Source organism: Aquimarina macrocephali JAMB N27 (genome assembly GCF_000520995.1).
In the GTDB taxonomy this organism is placed as follows: Bacteria; Bacteroidota; Bacteroidia; order Flavobacteriales; family Flavobacteriaceae; genus Aquimarina; species Aquimarina macrocephali.
This window is the reverse complement of the sequence record NZ_JACA01000001.1, coordinates 131,662-151,720: the sequence shown is the minus strand read 5'-3', so window position 1 is coordinate 151,720 and position 20,059 is coordinate 131,662. Positions and strand designations below refer to the sequence as shown.

At 33.3% G+C, this 20,059-nt stretch carries 14 protein-coding genes and 1 pseudogene; 10 read left to right on the top strand and 5 right to left on the bottom strand.

Annotated elements, in window-relative coordinates; translation table 11 throughout:
• Nucleotides 1-26 precede the first annotated feature (26 nt).
• Nucleotides 27-1,226 (bottom strand): porin, encoded by a 1,200-nt coding sequence (locus tag Z054_RS0100715; protein ID WP_024768186.1) that lies wholly within the window; start codon nucleotides 1,224-1,226, stop codon nucleotides 27-29.
• Between the two features lie 279 nt (nucleotides 1,227-1,505).
• Nucleotides 1,506-2,636: a chromate efflux transporter gene (gene chrA, locus Z054_RS0100710; RefSeq protein ID WP_024768185.1), complete on the bottom strand. Its 1,131-nt coding sequence runs from the start codon at nucleotides 2,634-2,636 to the stop codon at nucleotides 1,506-1,508.
• Nucleotides 2,637-2,979: 343 nt separating this feature from the next.
• Here chrA and Z054_RS0100705 point away from each other — a divergent pair, with 343 nt between their 5' ends.
• The 5 genes from Z054_RS0100705 to Z054_RS0100685 all read left to right on the top strand — a co-directional run bounded on the left by Z054_RS0100705 (nucleotide 2,980) and on the right by Z054_RS0100685 (nucleotide 13,246).
• Nucleotides 2,980-3,339: a toxin-antitoxin system YwqK family antitoxin gene (locus tag Z054_RS0100705; RefSeq protein ID WP_024768184.1), complete on the top strand. Its 360-nt coding sequence runs from the start codon at nucleotides 2,980-2,982 to the stop codon at nucleotides 3,337-3,339.
• 383 nt (nucleotides 3,340-3,722) lie between these two features.
• Nucleotides 3,723-6,533, top strand: a complete 2,811-nt coding sequence (locus Z054_RS0100700; RefSeq protein ID WP_024768183.1) for a TonB-dependent receptor — start codon at nucleotides 3,723-3,725, stop codon at nucleotides 6,531-6,533.
• A 41-nt stretch (nucleotides 6,534-6,574) separates the two neighbouring features.
• Nucleotides 6,575-7,903, top strand: a complete 1,329-nt coding sequence (locus Z054_RS0100695) for a hypothetical protein (RefSeq protein WP_024768182.1) — start codon at nucleotides 6,575-6,577, stop codon at nucleotides 7,901-7,903.
• Nucleotides 7,904-8,416: 513 nt separating this feature from the next.
• On the top strand, nucleotides 8,417-11,236 hold the full coding sequence (locus tag Z054_RS0100690) for a TonB-dependent receptor (RefSeq protein ID WP_024768181.1): 2,820 nt from the start codon (nucleotides 8,417-8,419) through the stop codon (nucleotides 11,234-11,236).
• 39 nt (nucleotides 11,237-11,275) lie between these two features.
• A complete protein-coding gene (locus tag Z054_RS0100685) occupies nucleotides 11,276-13,246 on the top strand; it encodes a hypothetical protein (RefSeq protein WP_024768180.1) in 1,971 nt (656 codons plus the stop codon).
• 90 nt (nucleotides 13,247-13,336) lie between these two features.
• On the opposite strand, the gene Z054_RS0100680 is transcribed toward Z054_RS0100685, so the two are convergent.
• A complete protein-coding gene (locus Z054_RS0100680; protein ID WP_024768179.1) occupies nucleotides 13,337-14,743 on the bottom strand; it encodes an MATE family efflux transporter in 1,407 nt (468 codons plus the stop codon).
• Nucleotides 14,744-15,112: 369 nt separating this feature from the next.
• Here Z054_RS0100680 and Z054_RS0100675 point away from each other — a divergent pair, with 369 nt between their 5' ends.
• The 5 genes from Z054_RS0100675 to Z054_RS0100655 all read left to right on the top strand — a co-directional run bounded on the left by Z054_RS0100675 (nucleotide 15,113) and on the right by Z054_RS0100655 (nucleotide 18,642).
• Entirely contained in the window at nucleotides 15,113-15,460 is a 348-nt protein-coding gene (locus Z054_RS0100675) for a T9SS type A sorting domain-containing protein (protein ID WP_024768178.1), read from the top strand.
• 118 nt (nucleotides 15,461-15,578) lie between these two features.
• Nucleotides 15,579-16,559 carry a LuxE/PaaK family acyltransferase gene (locus Z054_RS0100670; RefSeq protein WP_024768177.1) on the top strand — a complete coding sequence of 327 codons (981 nt, stop codon included), beginning with the start codon at nucleotides 15,579-15,581 and terminating at the stop codon, nucleotides 16,557-16,559.
• Between the two features lie 2 nt (nucleotides 16,560-16,561).
• Nucleotides 16,562-17,581, top strand: a complete 1,020-nt coding sequence (locus Z054_RS0100665) for a hypothetical protein (protein ID WP_024768176.1) — start codon at nucleotides 16,562-16,564, stop codon at nucleotides 17,579-17,581.
• A 5-nt stretch (nucleotides 17,582-17,586) separates the two neighbouring features.
• Complete coding sequence (locus Z054_RS0100660) at nucleotides 17,587-18,105, top strand: DUF350 domain-containing protein (RefSeq protein ID WP_024768175.1); 519 nt, start codon at nucleotides 17,587-17,589, stop codon at nucleotides 18,103-18,105.
• 87 nt (nucleotides 18,106-18,192) lie between these two features.
• Entirely contained in the window at nucleotides 18,193-18,642 is a 450-nt protein-coding gene (locus Z054_RS0100655) for a YHS domain-containing (seleno)protein (RefSeq protein ID WP_024768174.1), read from the top strand.
• Between the two features lie 191 nt (nucleotides 18,643-18,833).
• On the opposite strand, the gene Z054_RS0100650 is transcribed toward Z054_RS0100655, so the two are convergent.
• Both Z054_RS0100650 and Z054_RS32670 read right to left on the bottom strand, forming a co-directional pair.
• Nucleotides 18,834-19,499 (bottom strand): peroxiredoxin, encoded by a 666-nt coding sequence (locus tag Z054_RS0100650; RefSeq protein WP_024768173.1) that lies wholly within the window; start codon nucleotides 19,497-19,499, stop codon nucleotides 18,834-18,836.
• Nucleotides 19,500-19,710: 211 nt separating this feature from the next.
• Nucleotides 19,711-19,899: pseudogene (locus Z054_RS32670) on the bottom strand (acylphosphatase); the annotation flags it as partial.
• Nucleotides 19,900-20,059: the final 160 nt, after the last annotated feature.

Here is a 20,059-nt window from a genome sequence, read left to right as displayed (position 1 = left end):
CAAACTGTTATGTATTAGCTTGTGATTTAGAAATGTATATCAAATTGTAATCTATACATTAATCCACTACTATCCCCGTCTTCAGTGGTATAACTTATATCAGATTGAACTTTTAAGTTATGACCAGCTATATATTTTGATACACCAAGGGTATATTGTTCTTCAAGATTTTTACCAACAATTGCATCGTAATTAAGATTGGTATAACGTCCTGCTACTTCCCAATTGCTTTTAAATAAATATCCGGCTTGAAAATTTAATGCATTACCAACCTGAACGATATCTCCTGTTGGTGTCCCATCTTCTTCTACCGCAATAGCTTCATCAGCATCTCTATCAGCAAACTCTCCCATAAAAGAGAAACCTTTATACTTAAACACAGCATCTACAAATATTGTAGAGATGTTAGTTTCATAAAAACCAGTATTGGTTTGCATATAAGAACCCTGATTACTTCTGTTTTTTACAGCATCTGCATTAAAATCATAAGTTGCCGCCAGCATTAATTTAGGAGTTTGTTCTCTCTTAAGATCCCCTCCTTTATAATCTCCTTTACCTTTAAATTTACCAAAAGGTAATAATTCAAGTCTTCCTGTATATTGATGACCACCTAAATTCCCACTGGTAATATTTCTTCCTTCTCCCTGAGAAACTGCAAAAGCTTCTCTAACTATAAATTTATCAGATAATTTAAAGTGATGTCTTAATTGTACTCCCAAATCACGATCTATGTTAAATCGACTATTTAATCTGGAACGATCTACTAATTGTAAGTTTGCTGAAGAAATAACACGTTCTACATTACCGGGTAGTTTTGTTTGCCCTGCCCAAAGGGTAAAGTTTTTGTAGAAATTCCATTTTATAACAGCATCAAGAATATAACGAGGAGCATTACTAGTGAATTCTGAAGCTCCAGAAATATCTCTATTGGATAATCCCAACTCTATTTTATATTGAAGTTTTGGACTATAAGCAAAACCACTAAACTTTAAACGTGCTCTTCTTACTAAAAAATTAGTCTCGGGTTTACTGTAGTCACCATCATTAATATCCCAACCAGTGGTAGAAAGTAATTGAAATCTGGTTGCAAATTTCATACTCCAAGAGCTATCTTTAGCAACTACATTTAGGATTCCTTTTCCAAATTTAGTCTCAGTAGTTTCCTGAGCATTCACAAAACAAAGCGTAAAAAAGACTAACGCTGTTAGTGTGTTTTTTAATTTCATAATCAATACTAGTTTTTGTCGCTGCAAAGAACCTGTATCAATGTTAAGTTAATGTTAACTTAATGTTTTATAATGATTATATTAGAATGTTTTTTTTGAGTATTTATGTAAAATCAAAAAAGGCTAACCTATTTCGGTTAGCCCTGTATTTCAAAAATCTAAGTCGACAAAAACTAATATGATTTTTTGAAACTACATGTTGTCTTACGACTCGCCAAAAATATTTTATTTGGCGAGTTTTTATGTTACCAAAACTTTAAGCTATCATTAAAAGTGATTCTATATAAGACTTAACATGTAACCGAGAAGTGATCCGCCGAGTATAATCCACATAGGATTTACTTTTTTAATTCCAAAAATGATGATAGTACTTATTATGGCAATACTTATTGCTTTCCAATCGATTAAAGTATCCAAAGACATTACAAATAATACCGATAACATGATGGCTACGGCTGCAATATTTACAGTATCGAGAAAATAGCTAAGCAGTATTGATTTCCTCATTTTGGGAACTAATGGATTAAGAAGTAATACGAAAAGGAAAGAAGGAAGAAAAATTCCTAAAGTAGCAGCTATGGCTCCCCAAAATCCCGCTAATTGATACCCAATAAAGGTCGCAGTAGATAAAACAGGGCCAGGTGTAAATTGACCTACCGCAATAGCATCTATCAATTCTGGTCTGGTCAACCACCCTTTTGTCACTAATTCTGCATCCAGATATGCAAACAGAACATAACCACTACCATATAATATGGCACCAACTTTAAAAAATGTCCAAAGAACTTTTATAGAAGAAAGTTTAATAAACGTAAGTGTAGAAATTTTAAATATAAAAAACGGAGCAACAGATTTAGAGGAGGTATTTAATTTCGATTTAGAATAAAAATATAATATTCCAAAAAGACCTGCACTTAACAGTGCAATAACCTCATTTACTCCCAATAAACTAAAAATTAGCACTAAAACTCCGATAGTACCTAATTCCCAGTTTTTTAATGCTTTCTTTCCTAATTTTAGAATTGCCGATAAAATAATGGCTAATACAGCTGGCTTAATTCCTGAAATAAAAGGAGTTACTTCTGGTAACTGCCCATAAGAAGTATAGAACCAAGCCAAAACTCCTGTAATAACTACGGCAGGAAAAACAAAACAGACTCCGGCGACAAATAAACCGGCAATTCCGGCACGCTCATGACCGCAATGCATCGTCATTTCGGTAGAATTAGGGCCAGGAATCAGGTTTGTGGCTCCGATAAGATCCAGAAAATGTTGCTTATCCATCCATTTTCTTTTATCAACTACTTCGTTCTCCATCATAGCAATATGCGCTGCAGGACCACCAAAAGCAAAACAACCTAATTTAAAGAAAACAATAGCGACCTCAATAAGCTTTTTCTTTTTATTCATTTATAGTATGATTCTAGAATTATACATAGAACTAAGCCAGTCAAAACTATGAAATAAGGCACTAAATTAAACTAAAATATGTTACCAATCATTGTTGTTGATTCTACGCTGTTATCTAGATTAGTACGAGTCTTAACTTTACAAAAACAAAGCTGAATAGATAGCTAGATTAGAAATCTTAAATATTGTGAACTATAAATTTAACATTGATTAAATGATTGATAGTCATTATCTTACAAGATTAATGTTAATTTAATGTTACGTAAATGTTGTTTAAATGTAAAATAAGCACTACTTTTATAATATAAGTCGACATCCCAAATAATCTAAAATATTTAAAATCATGAAAAAGATAATAGTAGCAATGGCCATTTTGTTTTCTGCAACCGCAATGGCTCAGGATGTAAAGCCGACTTTTGAAAAGCAAGGAGATCAAATTAAAGGTACATTTTATTTTGAAGACGGAACAGTAAGACAACAGGGTTTCTATAATAAAGAAGGGAAACTTCATGGAGAATGGAAATCGTATGATGCTACAGGGAAGAAAATTGCCATGGGGCAATATAATAATGGAGTAAAAACAGGGAAATGGTTTTTTTGGAATGCAGATAAATTATCTGAAGTAAATTATAATAAAAATCAAATCGCTGATGTAACAACTTGGTCGGGTAAAGACAATGTAGTTGTGAATTATAAAAATTAGATTTTACCACAAAAAAATAAACAGAAAAGACTTCCTTAATCGGAGGTCTTTTTTGTTTTTAAAACTTTCAAAAAAGAATAGTGTTACTTCTTTGATTTGATTTTTCTATCTCAGAAAGGTTATAATTTTTTTTACATTGCTTATTCGTTATATGTTTTCTTAACAATAAAATGAATCTTTTTCAGGAAGAGTTTTATTAGTGTTAATTTCTTATTTACAGTGGTTTGTATGCGATTCTAACATAGAATTAACACTGAGAAAACATTCAATAAACAATGCGAGATAACAATTTTCTAACATTAATATGACACATAATTAATTTTTGAATAACACAGATTTAACACTGCCTGTCGTTCTTTGCCGGGAATTTCAGAACAAGTTAAATGAGAAAAATTGTTACACTTTTTGCGTTATTTTTTGTAGGAATACTCTTCGCGCAAGAAACCGGTTCGATTACCGGAACATTGTTAGACAAGGAATCTAATAATCAACCTTTACCTTTTGCTAATGTATTAATTAAAGGAACAACCAAAGGAACGACTACAGATTTTGATGGTTTATATACTATTGAAAACCTGGAGCCAGGAACATATGTACTAGAGTTTAGTTTTGTAGGGTATGAAACTTTAGACATTAAAGATGTAATCGTAAAATCAAATGAAACCACTACAGTCAATACTTCTATAGCAGCAAGTGCAGCTGCATTAGATGAAGTTGTAATTAAAACTACGACCAAAAAAGAATCTGAAGCAGCTATTTTATTAGAACAAAAAAATGCGGTGACTATTCAACAAAAGATAGGAGCGCAAGAACTTTCTAAAAAAGGAGTAAGTGATGTTGCTACAGGCTTAACTAAAGCGACAGGTATTTCTAGGCAGAGTGATAAATTATATGTTCGTGGATTAGGAGATCGTTATAACAATGCCTATTTAAATGGATTACCTATCCCGTCATTAAACCCAAAGTTAAAACTTATTGACCTTGGGATATTTCCAACCGATATAGTTGAGAATTTAGGGATTTATAAAACGTATTCTCCAGATATCTATGGTGATTTTGCTGGAGCAAGTGTAAATATCGATACCAAAGACCGTCCTGGAAAAGGTTTTTTAGAAGTTGGTTTTAGTTCGGGAGTAAATTCTAATGCTGTTAGTAATGATTTTTTCTTACTTAATGGTGGGCAATACGATGAATGGGGATTAGATGATGGATCAAGAAGAGTTCCTGTTTTCTTAGACATCCCGAACTACAATTACAATAGTACAGAAATAGATTACTATCCTTTTAGTACTTCTTTTAATCCTGTTAAAAAATTTAATGCTCCAGATGGGGGTATGAGTATTACAGGGGGTAAAACCTTCACAATTGCAGAAGATCAGAAATTAGATGTATTGGTGACTGGATCGTTTAGTCAAAACCATAGAACTGCTTTGGGAGGTAACCAAGCTGCTTTTAACTCTCAGGGAGAAAGTATTACTGGATTAGGAAATTTTAAAAATGTAGATCGATATGAATATTTTACCAACACTACACTATTAGGAAGTTTAGGGTACCGCTGGAATAGTAGCAATAAGATTCTTGCAACTACCTTATTTGTTAATGATACCGAAGATGAACTTAGAGAATTTACAGATGGTGTTAGTAGTGAAGATACAGATGTTGGTATTCGCCTTAGAAGAGGAACCTATGAACAAAATAACCTGTTTACACAACAACTTACGGGAGAACATAGGTTTAACGAAGGGAAATATGAGCTAAATTGGGGAGTTGCTTATAATAAAGCAAAGGGACTAATACCAGACAGACGTCAATTGGTATTTACAGAGTTGCAAAATGGAAACCTTGTTTTAGGAAATCGTACAAGTCCGGATTTGGCAAACAATCAACGTTTTTATCAGGAATTAAATGAAAATGATTATTCTGGTAAGATTGATTTTGATATTAATTTTGGAAAGGATGAAGATGATAATTTTAAAAATGCACTTACTGTTGGATTAGCAGCAAGATCAAAAGATAGAGATTTTGAATCTAATCAGTTAAACTACAACCTTAACAGTCTTGTAAATCAAAATGTAGATTTTAATAATCCGGATGCAGTACTAAACGAAACTAATTTCCTTAACGGAGAGTACATTGTTTTAGAAAATCTTAATCCAACAAGAATTTACGAAGCAGATTTATTAACCATTGCAGGGTATGCAAATTTACAATATGCATTCACAGAGAAATTAACCTTCAATGGAGGTGTTCGTGCAGAATTGTTTGAGCAAAATATATTTTATAGAGAACAACAGGATTTAGAAACGTCTCCTTTTAAAACACAAAAGATTGATGAAACGTTTATCCTGCCTAGTATAAGTTTAAAATATGAATTAAACTCAACATCAAACCTTCGTTTTGCAGCTAGTAAAACAGTTACACTGCCAAAATTTACAGAAATAGCACCTTTCTTAGATGAAGATGTTACCGAAGCTACTCTGGGAAATACTATTCTTAGTAATTCTGATAACTATAATGTTGATATCAAATGGGAACATTTTCCCGAGCAGACTGGCGAATTGGTAGCAGCCACATTATTTGGTAAATATATCGAAAACCCAATCGAAAAAGTATATGTAGCATCAGCTTCAAATGTAAACACATTTATCAATTCTGATAATGCTGTAATCTTTGGAGCAGAATTAGAATATAGAAAGAACCTGGGTAATCTTTTTAAAGTAGAAGAAACAATCTGGAACAGCTTAAACTTTGGTGTTAATACTACAATAATGTATACACAGGTAGAAATTGACCCAACAATTACAACGTTTAATGGGTCTAATATTGCTCCAACTAATGTAGAAAGACAATTACAAGGTGCTTCTCCTTTTCTGGTAAATGCAGATGTAGTGTATGCCAAAGAATTTGGGAATCACAAAATTACTTCAGCTTTGGATTTTAACATTTTTGGAGATCGAGTGTATTCTGCTGGTGGAAATGGAGTAGGAGATATTTTTGAAAAAGGATTCGGAGTGCTAAACTTTAATTTTAAAGATGAGATAGGAAAGCATGTCGAAATAAGCCTTAAAGCTAAAAATTTATTAAACCCATCTATAGAACGATATCAGGATCAAGAAGACTTAGGTCAAGAGTTTACTACCTACAAATTTGATAATGGAATCAACTTTAGCCTTGGAGTTACTTTTAAACTTTAATTATAAACGGAAAACACAACTAAAATTAATCATTATATAAAATGAAAACTAAAAAATTATTTACGGGAATATTAATAGGAACAGCAGTTTTATTTAGTGCTTGTACTATACAGGAAGATAATATTGGAGATATCACAATCAACCAGGGAGGTTCTGGAGGAGATACTTCTGGAACCGAAATATTAGAAGGTCAGATTACGCAAAATACTACGTTAAAATCAAGCGAAGTATACGAGTTAAGAGGAGGTGTATCAGTGGTAGATGGAGTGACATTAACTATCGAAGCTGGAACAAAAATTATCGCAGGTGATGTAGGAGGAGTATTCTCATATTTAGCTATCGAGCAAGGAGCAAAAATCATTGCAGAAGGTACTGCAGCACAACCTATCGTATTTACTTCTAATAAATCTACTCCTAATCCTGGAGATTGGGGAGGATTATTATTGGCTGGTAAAGCTCCTATCAATAGAGGTACTACAGCAACTACAGAAGTAGCAAACCTTACCTACGGGGGAACTGATCCGGCAGATAACTCGGGGATATTGCGTTATGTGCGTTTAGAATATACAGGAGGAAAAATTAATGATGATGCAGAATATAACGGACTTTCATTATATGGTGTTGGTAATGGAACTACTTTAGAGTATATCCAGGCTTTTAATGGAAATGATGATGGAGTAGAATTTTTTGGCGGAACCGTAAATTTAAAATATGCTATTGTAACTGGTGCGGGAGATGATTCTTTTGATTGGACAGATGGATGGATAGGAAATGGGCAATTCTGGATCGCACAGCAAACTTCTGCTGCAGGAGATAAAGGAATCGAAGCAGATAATTTGTCTTCTACTCCTGATGCTGCTCCATTCTCTAACCCTACTTTATCTAATATTACGCTAATCGGTGCAGAAGATGGTGATGGCGAAAATAAAGGAATTGAATTTAGAGCAGGAACCAAAGTAACAATGTACAATGCTATAATCAAAGCATTCCCAGGAAAAGGAATTGAAGTTGATGATGATCAAACATTGATCAATCTTAATAATAATGAAGTAATTGTTAAAAATTCTATCATTGATAATGCAAAATCATTCGATTTGGATCATGGTGGTGCAACTGTGGATTTGGCAGATTTTGCAACTTTTAATAATTTCACGATAGATGGTTCTGGTGCCCCATTTAATAGTGCTGGTACTGCTATACCAACTGGTTTTGAAATTACTGGTGTTAGAGGAACCTATACGTATACTGCTGCGGTAGATGGTGTAGATAATTTTGACCCTTCTACATTAGGAGCATTCTTTGATGCTGCTAACTATGCCGGAGCATTACAAGAGGGCGATACCTGGACATCAGATTGGACTCGTTTATAATATAATACCCCATATTAAATATTTGAATTATAGAAGCTTGGCTAATCGCCAGGCTTCTTTTTTAGTATATTTCAGAATAAACAATATACAAATAGTTAATAATCGATTTGAAAGATTAAAAACGTAAAGAAAACTAATCTTAGAATCTCATATTTCGCTATGGTGTTTTATCTTAGTGTTAAGGCAGATTCTATAAATTTACTCGGTTTAACACCTTCATAACAATTCTCTAATAATTTATAAAAAATAGATTTTGTATCGCCGTTAATATTTGAGGCTCAAAATATGATATAGATCAGTATGCCTTATTTGATTCGAGTATACCTTATGATTCAGTAGTTTATTGGCAATTTAATAGTGTAAATCCTAGGGGCAAATTCCCTCAAGAATCCTACAGGCTTCACCTTTTTTTCATTTTTCCTACGTCACATTCCCTTAAACTAACCATAATAGTGGGGTAAAATCAATTACTGTAAAACCGTATTTATTTGTATTAGATTTTGAAAACATATAATGAGACAAACATTTACAGTACTAGCGCTATTTTTTGTAGGAGCTATTTTTGCACAAGAAACCGGGACTATTGCCGGAAAATTATTAGATAAAGAATCAAACAATCAACCTCTTCCTTTTGCTAATGTAATTGTAGGAGGTACTGCCAAAGGAGCGTCTACAGATTTTGATGGGTTATATGAAATTACAGGAGTTCCTGTAGGGACATATACGCTATTGTTTAGTTTTACAGGATATCAAACGGTAGAAATACCTAATGTAGTAGTAGAAGCAGATAAAGTAGCGGTGGTAGATGCTACTATGGGAGCTACAGCAGCAGCACTAGAAGAAGTTGTGATAAAAGTAGTTACCAATCGTGAACGCGAAGAAGCCCTGCTTTTAGAACAGAAACAAGCAGTACAAATTAAAGAAAGTATTGGAGCAGAACAGTTATCAAAACAAGGAATATCTGATGCCGCTGCCGCTACAGCAAAAATATCTGGGGTTAATAAAGTAGAAGGATCTGGAGATATCTTTATTAGAGGTCTTGGAGATCGTTACCTTTCTACAACAATGAATGGATTGCCTGTTCCTTCTGAAGATGTTGAAAGAAAAAATATCGATTTAGGCTTATTCTCCGCAAATATCATTCAAAATATTGGAGTAAGTAAAACATATTCTTCATTGTTTTATGGGGATCAGGCCTCTGGAAATGTTGATATAGTATCCAAAGAATATTCTGGAAATGGAGAGCTAACTATAGGTATAAGCGGAGGTGTGAATACGAATGTTATTGATGGTGATACATGGAGCAATTTTAGAAGTACACAAAACACTAATAATACAACCTTAGGATTTTATTCTAGTAACCTAAATACAGAAACAGCTCTAACACAAGAGAGCTGGAATCCAGAGACATCAAATACTCCGGCTAATTTTGGTATTTCTGTTACAGCAGGAGAAAAAATAGAGTTATTTGGAAATAATTTATCTGTGTTTTTTACAGGATCATATTCAAAATCCAATCAACAAAGGATTGGAGAGTTTAAAGAATACAGAGCAAACTTTGTTAACGATACTATTCCGGATGCCGAACGTTTTACAAGTACTACGAATACAACAGGACTTCTAAATTTAGCATATCGGATAGGCAGTAACACTAAACTGAAATTCAATTCTCTATTCATTAATAAAGGAGAAGATCAACTTAATGAATTTGGTAGAGGAGGCAAAGCCGGTATTTTTGAAGAAACACCAGTTGCGGATAATGCATCTCAATTTGTAAGAGATCAATTGTTTAGACAAACCACTCTTTTTATTAATCAATTATTTGGTAGTCATAGTATTACAGAGAAGGACGAGCTGGATTGGGGTATTGGTTATAATGTTGTAAATGCAGATGAGCCTAATCGTATTAGAAATGAACTTAACATTTATGGAGAAAATGATATTAGGTTTGGTAATACAGGAGGGTTTCAACAACGAAAATCATCTCAAGAAATTAAAGATAAAGAAATAAATGGATTCCTTAAATATAATAGAACAATAACTGATAGTGAGTTCTATTCTGCAAAATTTGATATTGGAGTTAATTATAGAAAAAAAGAGAGAGATTTTGAATCCAGATTTAATGGCTTAGCTATTTCTAGAAGTAATATAGGATTATCAATTAGCTCTTTGGATAACCTAGACGAAGGTTTAAATTTTCAAAATGTAGATAATGGGACTTTTATTCCGAGAGATCAGAATGATACATATGAAGCTTTATTAGAAGAACAAGCGGCTTTCCTTAATTTTGATATTCGGATTAAAAAATTAGTTGCTAATCTTGGTATTCGATATGAAGAGGATCAATTAGATGTACCTTTCTTTGATGTAGCCAACTTTTCTGGTAGTGATAATTTCATTTTTAACGAGTATACTAATCTATTACCTAGTATGAGTCTTAAGTATGAAGTTAATGAGAAACACAATATTCGCTTAGCCGCCAGTCAAACTTTTACATTACCGGAATTTAAAGAAATAGCACCTTTCGAATATGTTTCTCCTACAGGTAGGGTAACACGAGGGAATCCTAATCTAAAGCCTTCGACTAATTATAATTATGATTTGAAATGGGAATTTTTTCCAACATCTAAGGAGTTAATATCACTAACAGGTTTCTATAAAAAAATAGAAGATCCAATTAACTTGGCACAAACCAGGGGAGCTGCAGGAGTGTTCTCTTACTTCAATACAGCAGAAAAAGCAGATATATATGGTATTGAACTTGAAGGACGAGTTAATCTTATTGAAATTGAAGATAAAGCAAACCTGAACTTAAATGTTAATGTTACTCGTATGTGGCATTCACAAGATCTTAAAGGAGAAGATAGAGATGCCGGTCAGTTTGAAGAGTTTAGATATAAAAATAAAACCGAATCTGGATTACAAGGCGCATCAGATTGGATCGTAAATGGATCTCTAAGTTATTCTAATCAAAAAGAAAAGGAATTCATCGCTACCCTAACAGGTAACTATGCTTCAGATAGAATATTTGCATTAGGTTCTCCAGATGATGTGGCGAATAAAGAAACTTTATACAACGAAGAAATCATTGAAAATGGATTTGTAACAATGGATCTTATCCTTAGTAAACAAATCAATGACAAACTCAAAGTCAAATTAACAGCTAGAAACCTGTTAAATCCTAAAATTAAACAAACCCAACTAATAGCCCAAGAGGATCAAGCCGGAATCAGATTTGATTCTAATAACAACCCAGTTAACGAGGTAGAAGAAACAATACTTTCTTATAAAAAAGGAAGTACGATAAGTCTAAGCCTTAATTATACATTTTAGAATACTCAAAAATTAAATACGAACAAAAATTAAAACAAAATGAAAAAGTTAGTCTTAAAAATCAGCACGATTACTCTTGCTTTAAGTGCATTTGTGTTTTCGTCTTGTAGTAGTGATGATGATGCTCCTACTCCTCCTTCTGTAGAAACTACGGCAGATAAGCTTAAAAAAGGAGAAATGAATGGAGAATTAGAAGAAAATTTTATATTAGATGCAAGTACAACTTATGAACTAACAGGTAGCTTTATAGTTAAAGAAGGTACTAAACTAACAATTCCTGCCGGGACTAATATCTTGGTTAAAGCTAGTGGTACAGAATCATTTATTGCAGTATTAAAAGGAGCACAAATAGATATTCAGGGTACTGCTGCTAATCCGGTAGTTATGTCTTCTGAAAAAGGGAACCCTGGTGATTGGGGTGGTCTTACTATATGTGGTAAAGCTACTACTACAGCAGGTGTAGATGCAGTTGCAGAAGTAGGAGGATTTATTTATGGAGGTACAAATGATACTGATAACTCTGGATCTGTTAAATATTTAGTGATTCGAGGAACTGGTGCTCAAATTAATCCAGATGCTCAATATAATGGAGTCTCTTTTTATGCTGTTGGATCAGGAACTGTTGTAGAAAATATTGCTGTAATTAATGGAGCAGATGATGGAGTTGAATTTTTTGGAGGTACAGTATCTGCTAAAAATCTTTATCTAGAAAATAACAATGATGATGCTATTGATTGGACAGAAGGTTGGAATGGTACTATAGATGATGCTTATGTTGCTCATACAAATGATGGTTTCTCTACTGTAGTTGAAGCCGATGGAGAAAACAAAAGTCCTAAGATCAATAACCTTACTGCAGTAAATACTTTTCAAGCAGTTGAAGGTAGTGGGACTGCATTACAATTTAAAAAACAATCAGGAGCTACTATCACAGGTCTTTCGCTTGCAGGATACAAAACTTCTGTAGATATGAAAGATGGTGGAGCTTTAACTAATGTGAACATAAATGGTGCTACTGCGGATCCTGCAAATGCTTATAACCTTGCTGCTACTGTAGATATTACAGGATGGACTTGGATTGGAGCACAATTAAGCCTTTCGGGTAAATTAGGAGGGACTTTAACTAGTGATCTAACTTTAGATGCATCTGTAGCTTATGAGCTAGAATCATTTTTATTAGTTCAGGATGGAGTTACACTAACAATTCCTGCAGGGACAAAAATTACTGCTAGAGCCGGAGGAGTAAGTGTATATATCGCAGTGCTAAAAGGAGGTAAAATAGACATTCAAGGTACTGCTGCTAATCCAGTAGTAATGTCTTCTAAAGATGGTAATCCTGGTGATTGGGGTGGTCTTACTATATGTGGTAAAGCTACTACAACAGCTGGTGTAGATGCAGTTGCAGAAGTAGGTGGATTTATTTATGGAGGTACAAGTGATACTGATAATTCGGGATCTGTAAAATACTTGGTAATCAAGGGAACAGGTGCTCAGATCAATCCTGACTCTCAGTATAATGGCGTTTCTTTTTACGCTGTAGGATCAGGAACAGTTGTAGAAAATATAGCCGTTGTTGATGGAGCAGATGATGGAGTTGAATTCTTTGGAGGAACAGTATCTGCTACAAATCTTTACTTAGAAAACAATTCTGATGATGCTGTAGACTGGACAGAAGGATGGAACGGTACAGTAACAAATACATATGTTTCTCATACCATTGCTGGATTCTCTACTGCATTAGAAGCCGATGGAGCTAATGAAAACCCTAAATTAATAAACTTTACTGCTATCTCTACGCAAAATGGTACTGCACTACAATTTAAAAAACAATCTGGGGCAACTATCACTAATATCTTCTTGAGTGGATACGCAACCAATGTTGATATGAAAGATGGTGGAGCTTTATCTAATGTACAAATTGACGGAGCAGATGCTACTACGACGGATCCTTATAATACAGGTACTCAAGTAGACATTTCTACATGGACTTGGAGAACCGCTGGTCTATAAGAAATTTAGAATTAGCCAAATTATAGAAACACCCTCATGTTTTTGAGGGTGTTTTTTTATGTATTCTTGTGATAATTAGGAATTACTATACTACACTTTTACTTCTTTCCATTTTCCTTTTTTAAACCAAATAATCCCAATTACTGCGATTAAAACTTCGGCAAAGGTAATTGCAAGAAATACCCCCATTGCACCCCAATCCAGAACTAAAGCAGCGAGGTATGCAAATGGTAGTTGAAATACCCAGAAACAAAAGAAATTGATGATAGTAGGAGTCTTGGTATCACCTGCCCCGTTAAAAGATTGTATGATCACCATTCCATACGCATAGAATACATATCCCGCAGCAATTACACGTAAACTTAAGGCTCCATACTCTATGACTAATGCTTGATCACTAAAGATTTTTATAATTGCTTCTGCAAATAAGAGGTAAAATATAGATACAATAGCCATGAAATATGCATTGTATTTTCCTGTTTTCCAAACAGATTGCTCGGCACGTTCTGGCTTTGCAGCACCTAGGTTTTGACCTACCAATGTAGCCGCAGCATTACTCATTCCCCAGGAAGGCATTAGAGTAAACATTAATACTCTAATAGCTATAGTATACCCTGCCAGTACTTCACTACCAAATTCTGCCATAATCCGCATCAAAAATACCCAGCTAGATGTTCCGATAATAAATTGTCCAATCCCTCCTATAGAGACTTTGATAAGATTACCCATAATTTCGGCTCTAAAAACAATATCTTTAAAAGCAACCTTGATCTTACTCCAGCCATAAAAAAGAATTAATAGTTGAAATATCACAGCACTACCTCTACCTATAGTTGTAGCAATTGCTGCTCCCTGTACACCAAAAGCAGGCACAGGACCAAATCCGAAAATAAAAATTGGATCCAGAATGATGTTTAATATATTAGAAAAGATCAATACTCGCATTGCTACAGAGGCATCACCTGCACCTCTAAATACAGCATTGATTAAAAACAGCAGCATTATGGTCACGTTTCCGCCTAATAATACTTGGGTATAGCCATATCCATCTGCAATAAGATCGGGTTCGGCTCCCACGAGTCCAAGTATTTCTTTCGGAAAAATAATACCAATAGCGCTAATTATTATAGCAATTACGATTCCTAAAAGTATAGATTGTATTGCTGTTTGTGAGGCACCACTAATATCTTTTTCACCCACTCTACGGGCAACAATTGCAGTGACTCCCATACTAAGCCCAATAGCAATTGCATATACCAGAGTAAGTACAGATTCTGTTAATCCTACTGTGGCTATAGCATTAGCTCCAAGACTAGAAACATAGTAAGCATCTACAAGAAAAAATATAGATTCCATCATCATTTCGAGAACCATAGGCACAGAAAGCATGAAAACTGCTCTGCGAATACTTCCTGAAGTGAATTCTTGTTCTTTGCCAGTAAGTGCAATCTTGAAATATGAAAATATACGGGTAAGTGTGAGTTTTTTTTGAGTCATGATAATAAAGAATTATGAATTAAAAAAATAAATAAGAAGTACTGAAGAAGGAATTCTTAGCTTCTAAATCGAGGGGTCTCTATGTGCACAATTATGTACATAATTCTTTTATAACTTCATGATGAAACAAATATCAGGCATTATTTTTGATTTACAAAATTTAAATAGTAACTCATCTTGATTTTTTTCTCTTCGTAAGAGTTCTAAATTTGTAGACTAGGAATAAAAATCAAGATGCATAGTAAGTGAAAACCGTAACTTATGTACTGAACTACCATGTAATCTGTGGTTTATACACAAGTATGCTAATAATTTGTAATATTTTTAATTATAATGTTGTATATTTATTGCCCCAAAATAAATTTTTGTATGAAAAAAATCTACTTGCTGCTTACATGTATTAGTCTTATTTGCTTTTCTTTTGCTCCAGGAATTCAAGCACAGTCTGATACGGCCAAAACACAAGATTCGAAGAGCATAAAAATCGAAGGATTGCGTTTGTACCCTAATCCAGCACCTGCTGGAAGTATGTTATCTATTACCTCTACTAAAGACCTTACCAAAACAGTTTCAATTTTCACAGTTTTAGGAGAAAAAGTACTTTTTAAAGTTTTAATTGGTAGAGAGTTAGATATTAGCCATTTAAATCCTGGTGTATATGTAATTAAGGTTACCGAAGGAGAATTAAAAGCTACTAAGAAACTTATCATTAAATAATTTTTTAAACTATAATCGTTTTTCACTAATTATACTTTAAATTATCTTATAAAAAACACTGCTAAACAAGGGAGTCTTTTTTATACCTTTGTTCTACAAAATTTGTTGAACAAACCTTATGCATGCTGATACTATTTTTTCTATTCAGAACGACACAGATTTTGAGAGATCAGCACTACGCATCTTTAACTATCAATATAACAACAATTTAACGTATCAGAGATTTTGTAATCTTTTAGGAATTGCCAAAACTTCTGTAAAATGCGTTAATGATATCCCGTATTTGCCCATTCAATTTTTTAAACAAGAGAAAATTGTTAGTACTACAGCTTCGATACATAAAATTTTTACAAGTAGCGGTACAACAGGTAATGTAACTAGTAAACATTATGTTAGTGACCTTACGGTATATGAAAGAAGTTTTAGAAAAGGATTTCAACATTTCTATGGAGATATCACCGATTATATAGTATTGGCATTACTACCTTCTTATTTAGAAAGGGACGGGTCTTCTCTAGTGTATATGGCAGAAAAATTAATTAACGATAGTAATCATCCCCAGAGTGGATTTTATCTACATGACACTAAGAAACTGGTAGATACCCTTCAACAACTTATTGCAGAAGACAAAAAAATTCTTCTTCTGGGTGTTTCATTTGCTTTATTGGATCTTGTTGAAAATTATAATGTACAGCTAAACGATACATCTATAATTATGGAAACTGGTGGGATGAAGGGGAGAAGAAAAGAAATGATTCGGGAAGAATTACATGAAGTTCTTAAAAATGGTTTTGGGGTTTCTCAAATTCATAGTGAATACGGGATGACCGAGTTATTATCGCAGGCGTATTCTAAAAATGATGGACTTTTTTACTGCCCACCCTGGATGAAAGTTTCTGTCAGGAACCCTGAAGATGCTTTAACTCAATTAGAGGTAAATAAAACAGGGGGGATAAATATTATGGATCTGGCTAATATAAATTCATGTTCTTTTATCGCTACTCAAGACCTAGGTAAAATTTATACTAATGGGAGTTTTGAAATTATTGGTAGATTTGACCATAGTGATATCAGAGGCTGTAATTTAATGACGCTATAAATATGGCAATTAAAAAGAAATTAGGTTGTTTTTCGTTTCCGGCGATTATATTAATCTCTTTGGTTGGTAGTAGTGTTGTACAAGGTTTTTTCCCTATTTCTTTATTCTGGGCCTTTGCATTACTACTATTACTGCTTTCGTGGTTATTAGGTAAATTAGATAGTCATCAAAAAAGCTTTCAATGGCGATATATGCTGTATAGTACATTTGTTTTAGCATCTTTATTAGGATTACGACATGTATTGGATGCTATTCCTGTATCTATAGAAAACCAGAAATCTGATGTTTCAGAATATATTTATCGTGAGAAAACCCTTGAAGAAGGAGATTCTATAATGTTATTACGACAGGACAGACAATGGACTGATAATTATGGTAATACTTTTAAAGGAAAGTTTTCGATTCGGGAAAAGGATTACTTTTCCTCTAAAAAGGAATATCTTAATACCGTACAAAAACATAAAAAAGGCTCTTGGGGTAAGTTGTATCAATATCTTGTAACTTCTGATACGCCTAGGCTGGACTTAATTCTCGAAGAACTTACTACTATTAAAAACACAAATAAACTAAACCAATTTGAGTTTGCAGAAATGGTAGTGACTTTTATACAGGATATTCCTTACTCTTTTGTTTTTGAAAATGACTGTGAGTCTCCAGAAAAATATGAAGAATCTATTCGGGTGATATTAGAAGAATGTTCTGATTGCTGTATAGGTAATATTCCTTTCGGAATCCAAAACCCTGTAGGTTTTATGGGAAATTTAAAAGGAGATTGCGATACCAGAACTGTAATTATTTATGCTATTCTTAGCCATTTTGGGTATGATGTGGCTATTCTTAATAGTGATTATTATAAGCACTCTGTTCTTGGGCTGCATATTCCGGCAAAAGGAATATATAAAGTGCAGAATGGAAAACGATATTATATATGGGAGACCACAAATAAACATTTTACTATTGGCACATTACCCAAAAATTTTGATAACATAAATCATTGGCATATTGTACTAACTAACACCTAAAACTCATGCAAACGAAACTATTAACCCTTGCTTTTATAGAAATAGTACTCGCTATTGTCGTTTCTGTACTCATACTGTTTATTTCTTTTAAAATTCTGCAAAGCGTATTTTTTAAGAATGTTTCTTTTAGAGAAGATAATATGGCTTTTTCTGTTTTTGCAGCAGGAATTATTTTATCGATTGGTATGATCCTGGGAGAAATTATCCCATCTATAACCAATATGATACGACTGTCGATGTCTGGAGAAAATGAAATTACATTTGGAGAGATTATTCAATATTCTGGATTGTATCTATGTATTGGATTTATATTTGCCTTGCTTATTAATACTTCGGTTTTTTTACTTTTTTCTGCTCTTACCAAAGGTGTAAATGAATTTAAAGATATTCAACAAAATAATTTGGCTTCTGCTGTAGTAGTTACTGCTACATTGTTATCGATTACCTTAATAGCAAAAGATAGCATTAGTCTATTGATTAGTGCTTTGATACCGTATCCGGAAACTACTAATTTTCTGCTATAATAGCTTAAACACCTTATAATTATGTTAAAAGTGTAATGATTAGGTTTTTTTACGACTTAATGGATAAGAGCGTAATAAAACTAATACATGAAACAATATATAACTATACTATTCTTTGCCTTTGTAGCAGTAGTAAGTGCTCAGCAAGTAGATTATAATACTAATAAAGATTTTGTGGCAGAAGGATATGATGTTACAGAATACTTTGGCAATAAGGCAGTTAAGGGAGATGGTAAGTTTATAGCAACTCATGATAAAGTAAACTACAAATTTGCAAGTCAGGAAAATTTAGAGAAATTTAAAAGTAATCCTGATAAATATGTTCCACAATATGGAGGGTATTGTGCCTATGCTGTAGCGGTGAATAGTGAAAAAGTAGATATAAATCCTAAAACCTTTGAAGTAAGAGATGGTAAGTTATACTTGTTTTATAATTCGTGGGGGATTAATACACTGGATAAATGGATAAAAGAAGATGCTCCAAAGTTGCAAAAGAAAGCTGATACGAATTGGCAAAAAATAAAAATAAAAAAGTAATGCAGTCTTATTGAGCTGCATATAATGCTAAGTTTTTTCAATAATTGATTGGTTAGTTGACAAAGCCTGCTAGAAATAGGTTCTAGTAGGCTTTGTTGTTTTTTAAACAGTTATGACCTCTGTTTGTTAGTAATCAAAAACCTCCTAAGCATATAAAATGTAGGAGGTTTGGTTATACTCTTAACTATGTATTAGTTGAGATTTAATTCTTTTCTGGCAAGGTAAAAATCTACTTTTTCACAAGAAGTATCCTGTATTCTCTCTTCCATTTGCTTCAACGTCTTAGGAGGAGGAACGATTACTTTATCTCCTTTTTTCCAATTTAACGGTAAAGCTACTTTGTATTCATCAGACACTTGTAAACCATGCAACACTCTAAGGATTTCATCCATATTACGTCCAACATTGAGAGGATAGTACATGATAAGTCTTATTTTTTGATATGGATCAATAAAAAATACAGCCCGTACAGCTGCGGTTTTACTTTCATTAGGTTGTAACATACCGTATAGTTTAGCAACTTTCATATCCAGATCTGCTATGATCGGAAAATCAAGATATACTCCAGTCTTTTCTTTTACATTATTTACCCAGGCAAGATGAGAATGAATACTATCTATGCTTAACCCAATAAGTTTAGTGTTTAAATCTTCAAATTCTTGTTTTCTTTTTGCAAAACCACTTAGTTCTGTTGTGCAAACAGGTGTAAAATCTGCGGGATGCGAAAATAAAACTACCCATTTTCCGTCTGCGTATTCAGATAACTTCAAAGCGCCGTGCGTGGTTATCGCATCAAAATCTGGTGCATCGTCACCTATTCTAGGCATACTGTTCATTTCTATTTCTGTTGGTTCCATAATTTTAATGTTTTAATTTAAGTAAAAGAAAAGCTTATGATATGATCCTCACAAAAGGGAGGTTGCTAAACATATACATAAGCGCATTTTTCATTGCTAGTGTATTTAAGTTTATAGCTTAAAAATACCATCCGTTGAAAGGATTAAAAATGAGAAATGTCATACTTAACAAGATCTTAAATTAATTTATGATTTAATTAATAAAGGTCATCTAACGCAAAATATCGAAGCTTTTAAAAAACTGTAAATCACCTTCTTCAAAAGAAACAGTATCCACTTTTGCAAATTCGGGACCTATAGCACACCATTCTAATAATTGACTAAGTTGATTTTTATCTCCTTCGGCTTCTATGTAGACGTTTCCGTTAGGTAGGTTTTTTACATGTCCTTTAATTTTGAGTGTTTTGGCTTTTTATTGGGTGCTTTTGCGATACCAAACTCCCTGGACTTTTCCTTCGACTGTGATGTTATAATGTTTTTGCATTGTCTGTAGTAGTATTTAAAGGTATTACAAATAAACTGTTTTTTAGCGTAGTGTAATGATATGATAATTATCATAT

Bases quoted from the DNA above. Each gene is read 5' to 3' on its own strand.
- Z054_RS0100660 (WP_024768175.1), top strand. From the start codon at position 17,587: ATGCAAACGAAACTATTAACCCTTGCTTTTATAGAAATAGTACTCGCT.
- Z054_RS0100675 (WP_024768178.1), top strand. From the start codon at position 15,113: ATGAAAAAAATCTACTTGCTGCTTACATGTATTAGTCTTATTTGCTTT.
- Z054_RS0100705 (WP_024768184.1), top strand. From the start codon at position 2,980: ATGAAAAAGATAATAGTAGCAATGGCCATTTTGTTTTCTGCAACCGCA.
- Z054_RS0100685 (WP_024768180.1), top strand. From the start codon at position 11,276: ATGAAAAAGTTAGTCTTAAAAATCAGCACGATTACTCTTGCTTTAAGT.
- chrA (WP_024768185.1), bottom strand. From the start codon at position 2,636: ATGAATAAAAAGAAAAAGCTTATTGAGGTCGCTATTGTTTTCTTTAAA.
- Z054_RS0100680 (WP_024768179.1), bottom strand. From the start codon at position 14,743: ATGACTCAAAAAAAACTCACACTTACCCGTATATTTTCATATTTCAAG.
- Z054_RS0100655 (WP_024768174.1), top strand. From the start codon at position 18,193: ATGAAACAATATATAACTATACTATTCTTTGCCTTTGTAGCAGTAGTA.
- Z054_RS0100665 (WP_024768176.1), top strand. From the start codon at position 16,562: ATGGCAATTAAAAAGAAATTAGGTTGTTTTTCGTTTCCGGCGATTATA.
- Z054_RS0100690 (WP_024768181.1), top strand. From the start codon at position 8,417: ATGAGACAAACATTTACAGTACTAGCGCTATTTTTTGTAGGAGCTATT.
- Z054_RS0100670 (WP_024768177.1), top strand. From the start codon at position 15,579: ATGCATGCTGATACTATTTTTTCTATTCAGAACGACACAGATTTTGAG.
- Z054_RS0100700 (WP_024768183.1), top strand. From the start codon at position 3,723: ATGAGAAAAATTGTTACACTTTTTGCGTTATTTTTTGTAGGAATACTC.
- Z054_RS0100695 (WP_024768182.1), top strand. From the start codon at position 6,575: ATGAAAACTAAAAAATTATTTACGGGAATATTAATAGGAACAGCAGTT.
- Z054_RS0100650 (WP_024768173.1), bottom strand. From the start codon at position 19,499: ATGGAACCAACAGAAATAGAAATGAACAGTATGCCTAGAATAGGTGAC.
- Z054_RS0100715 (WP_024768186.1), bottom strand. From the start codon at position 1,226: ATGAAATTAAAAAACACACTAACAGCGTTAGTCTTTTTTACGCTTTGT.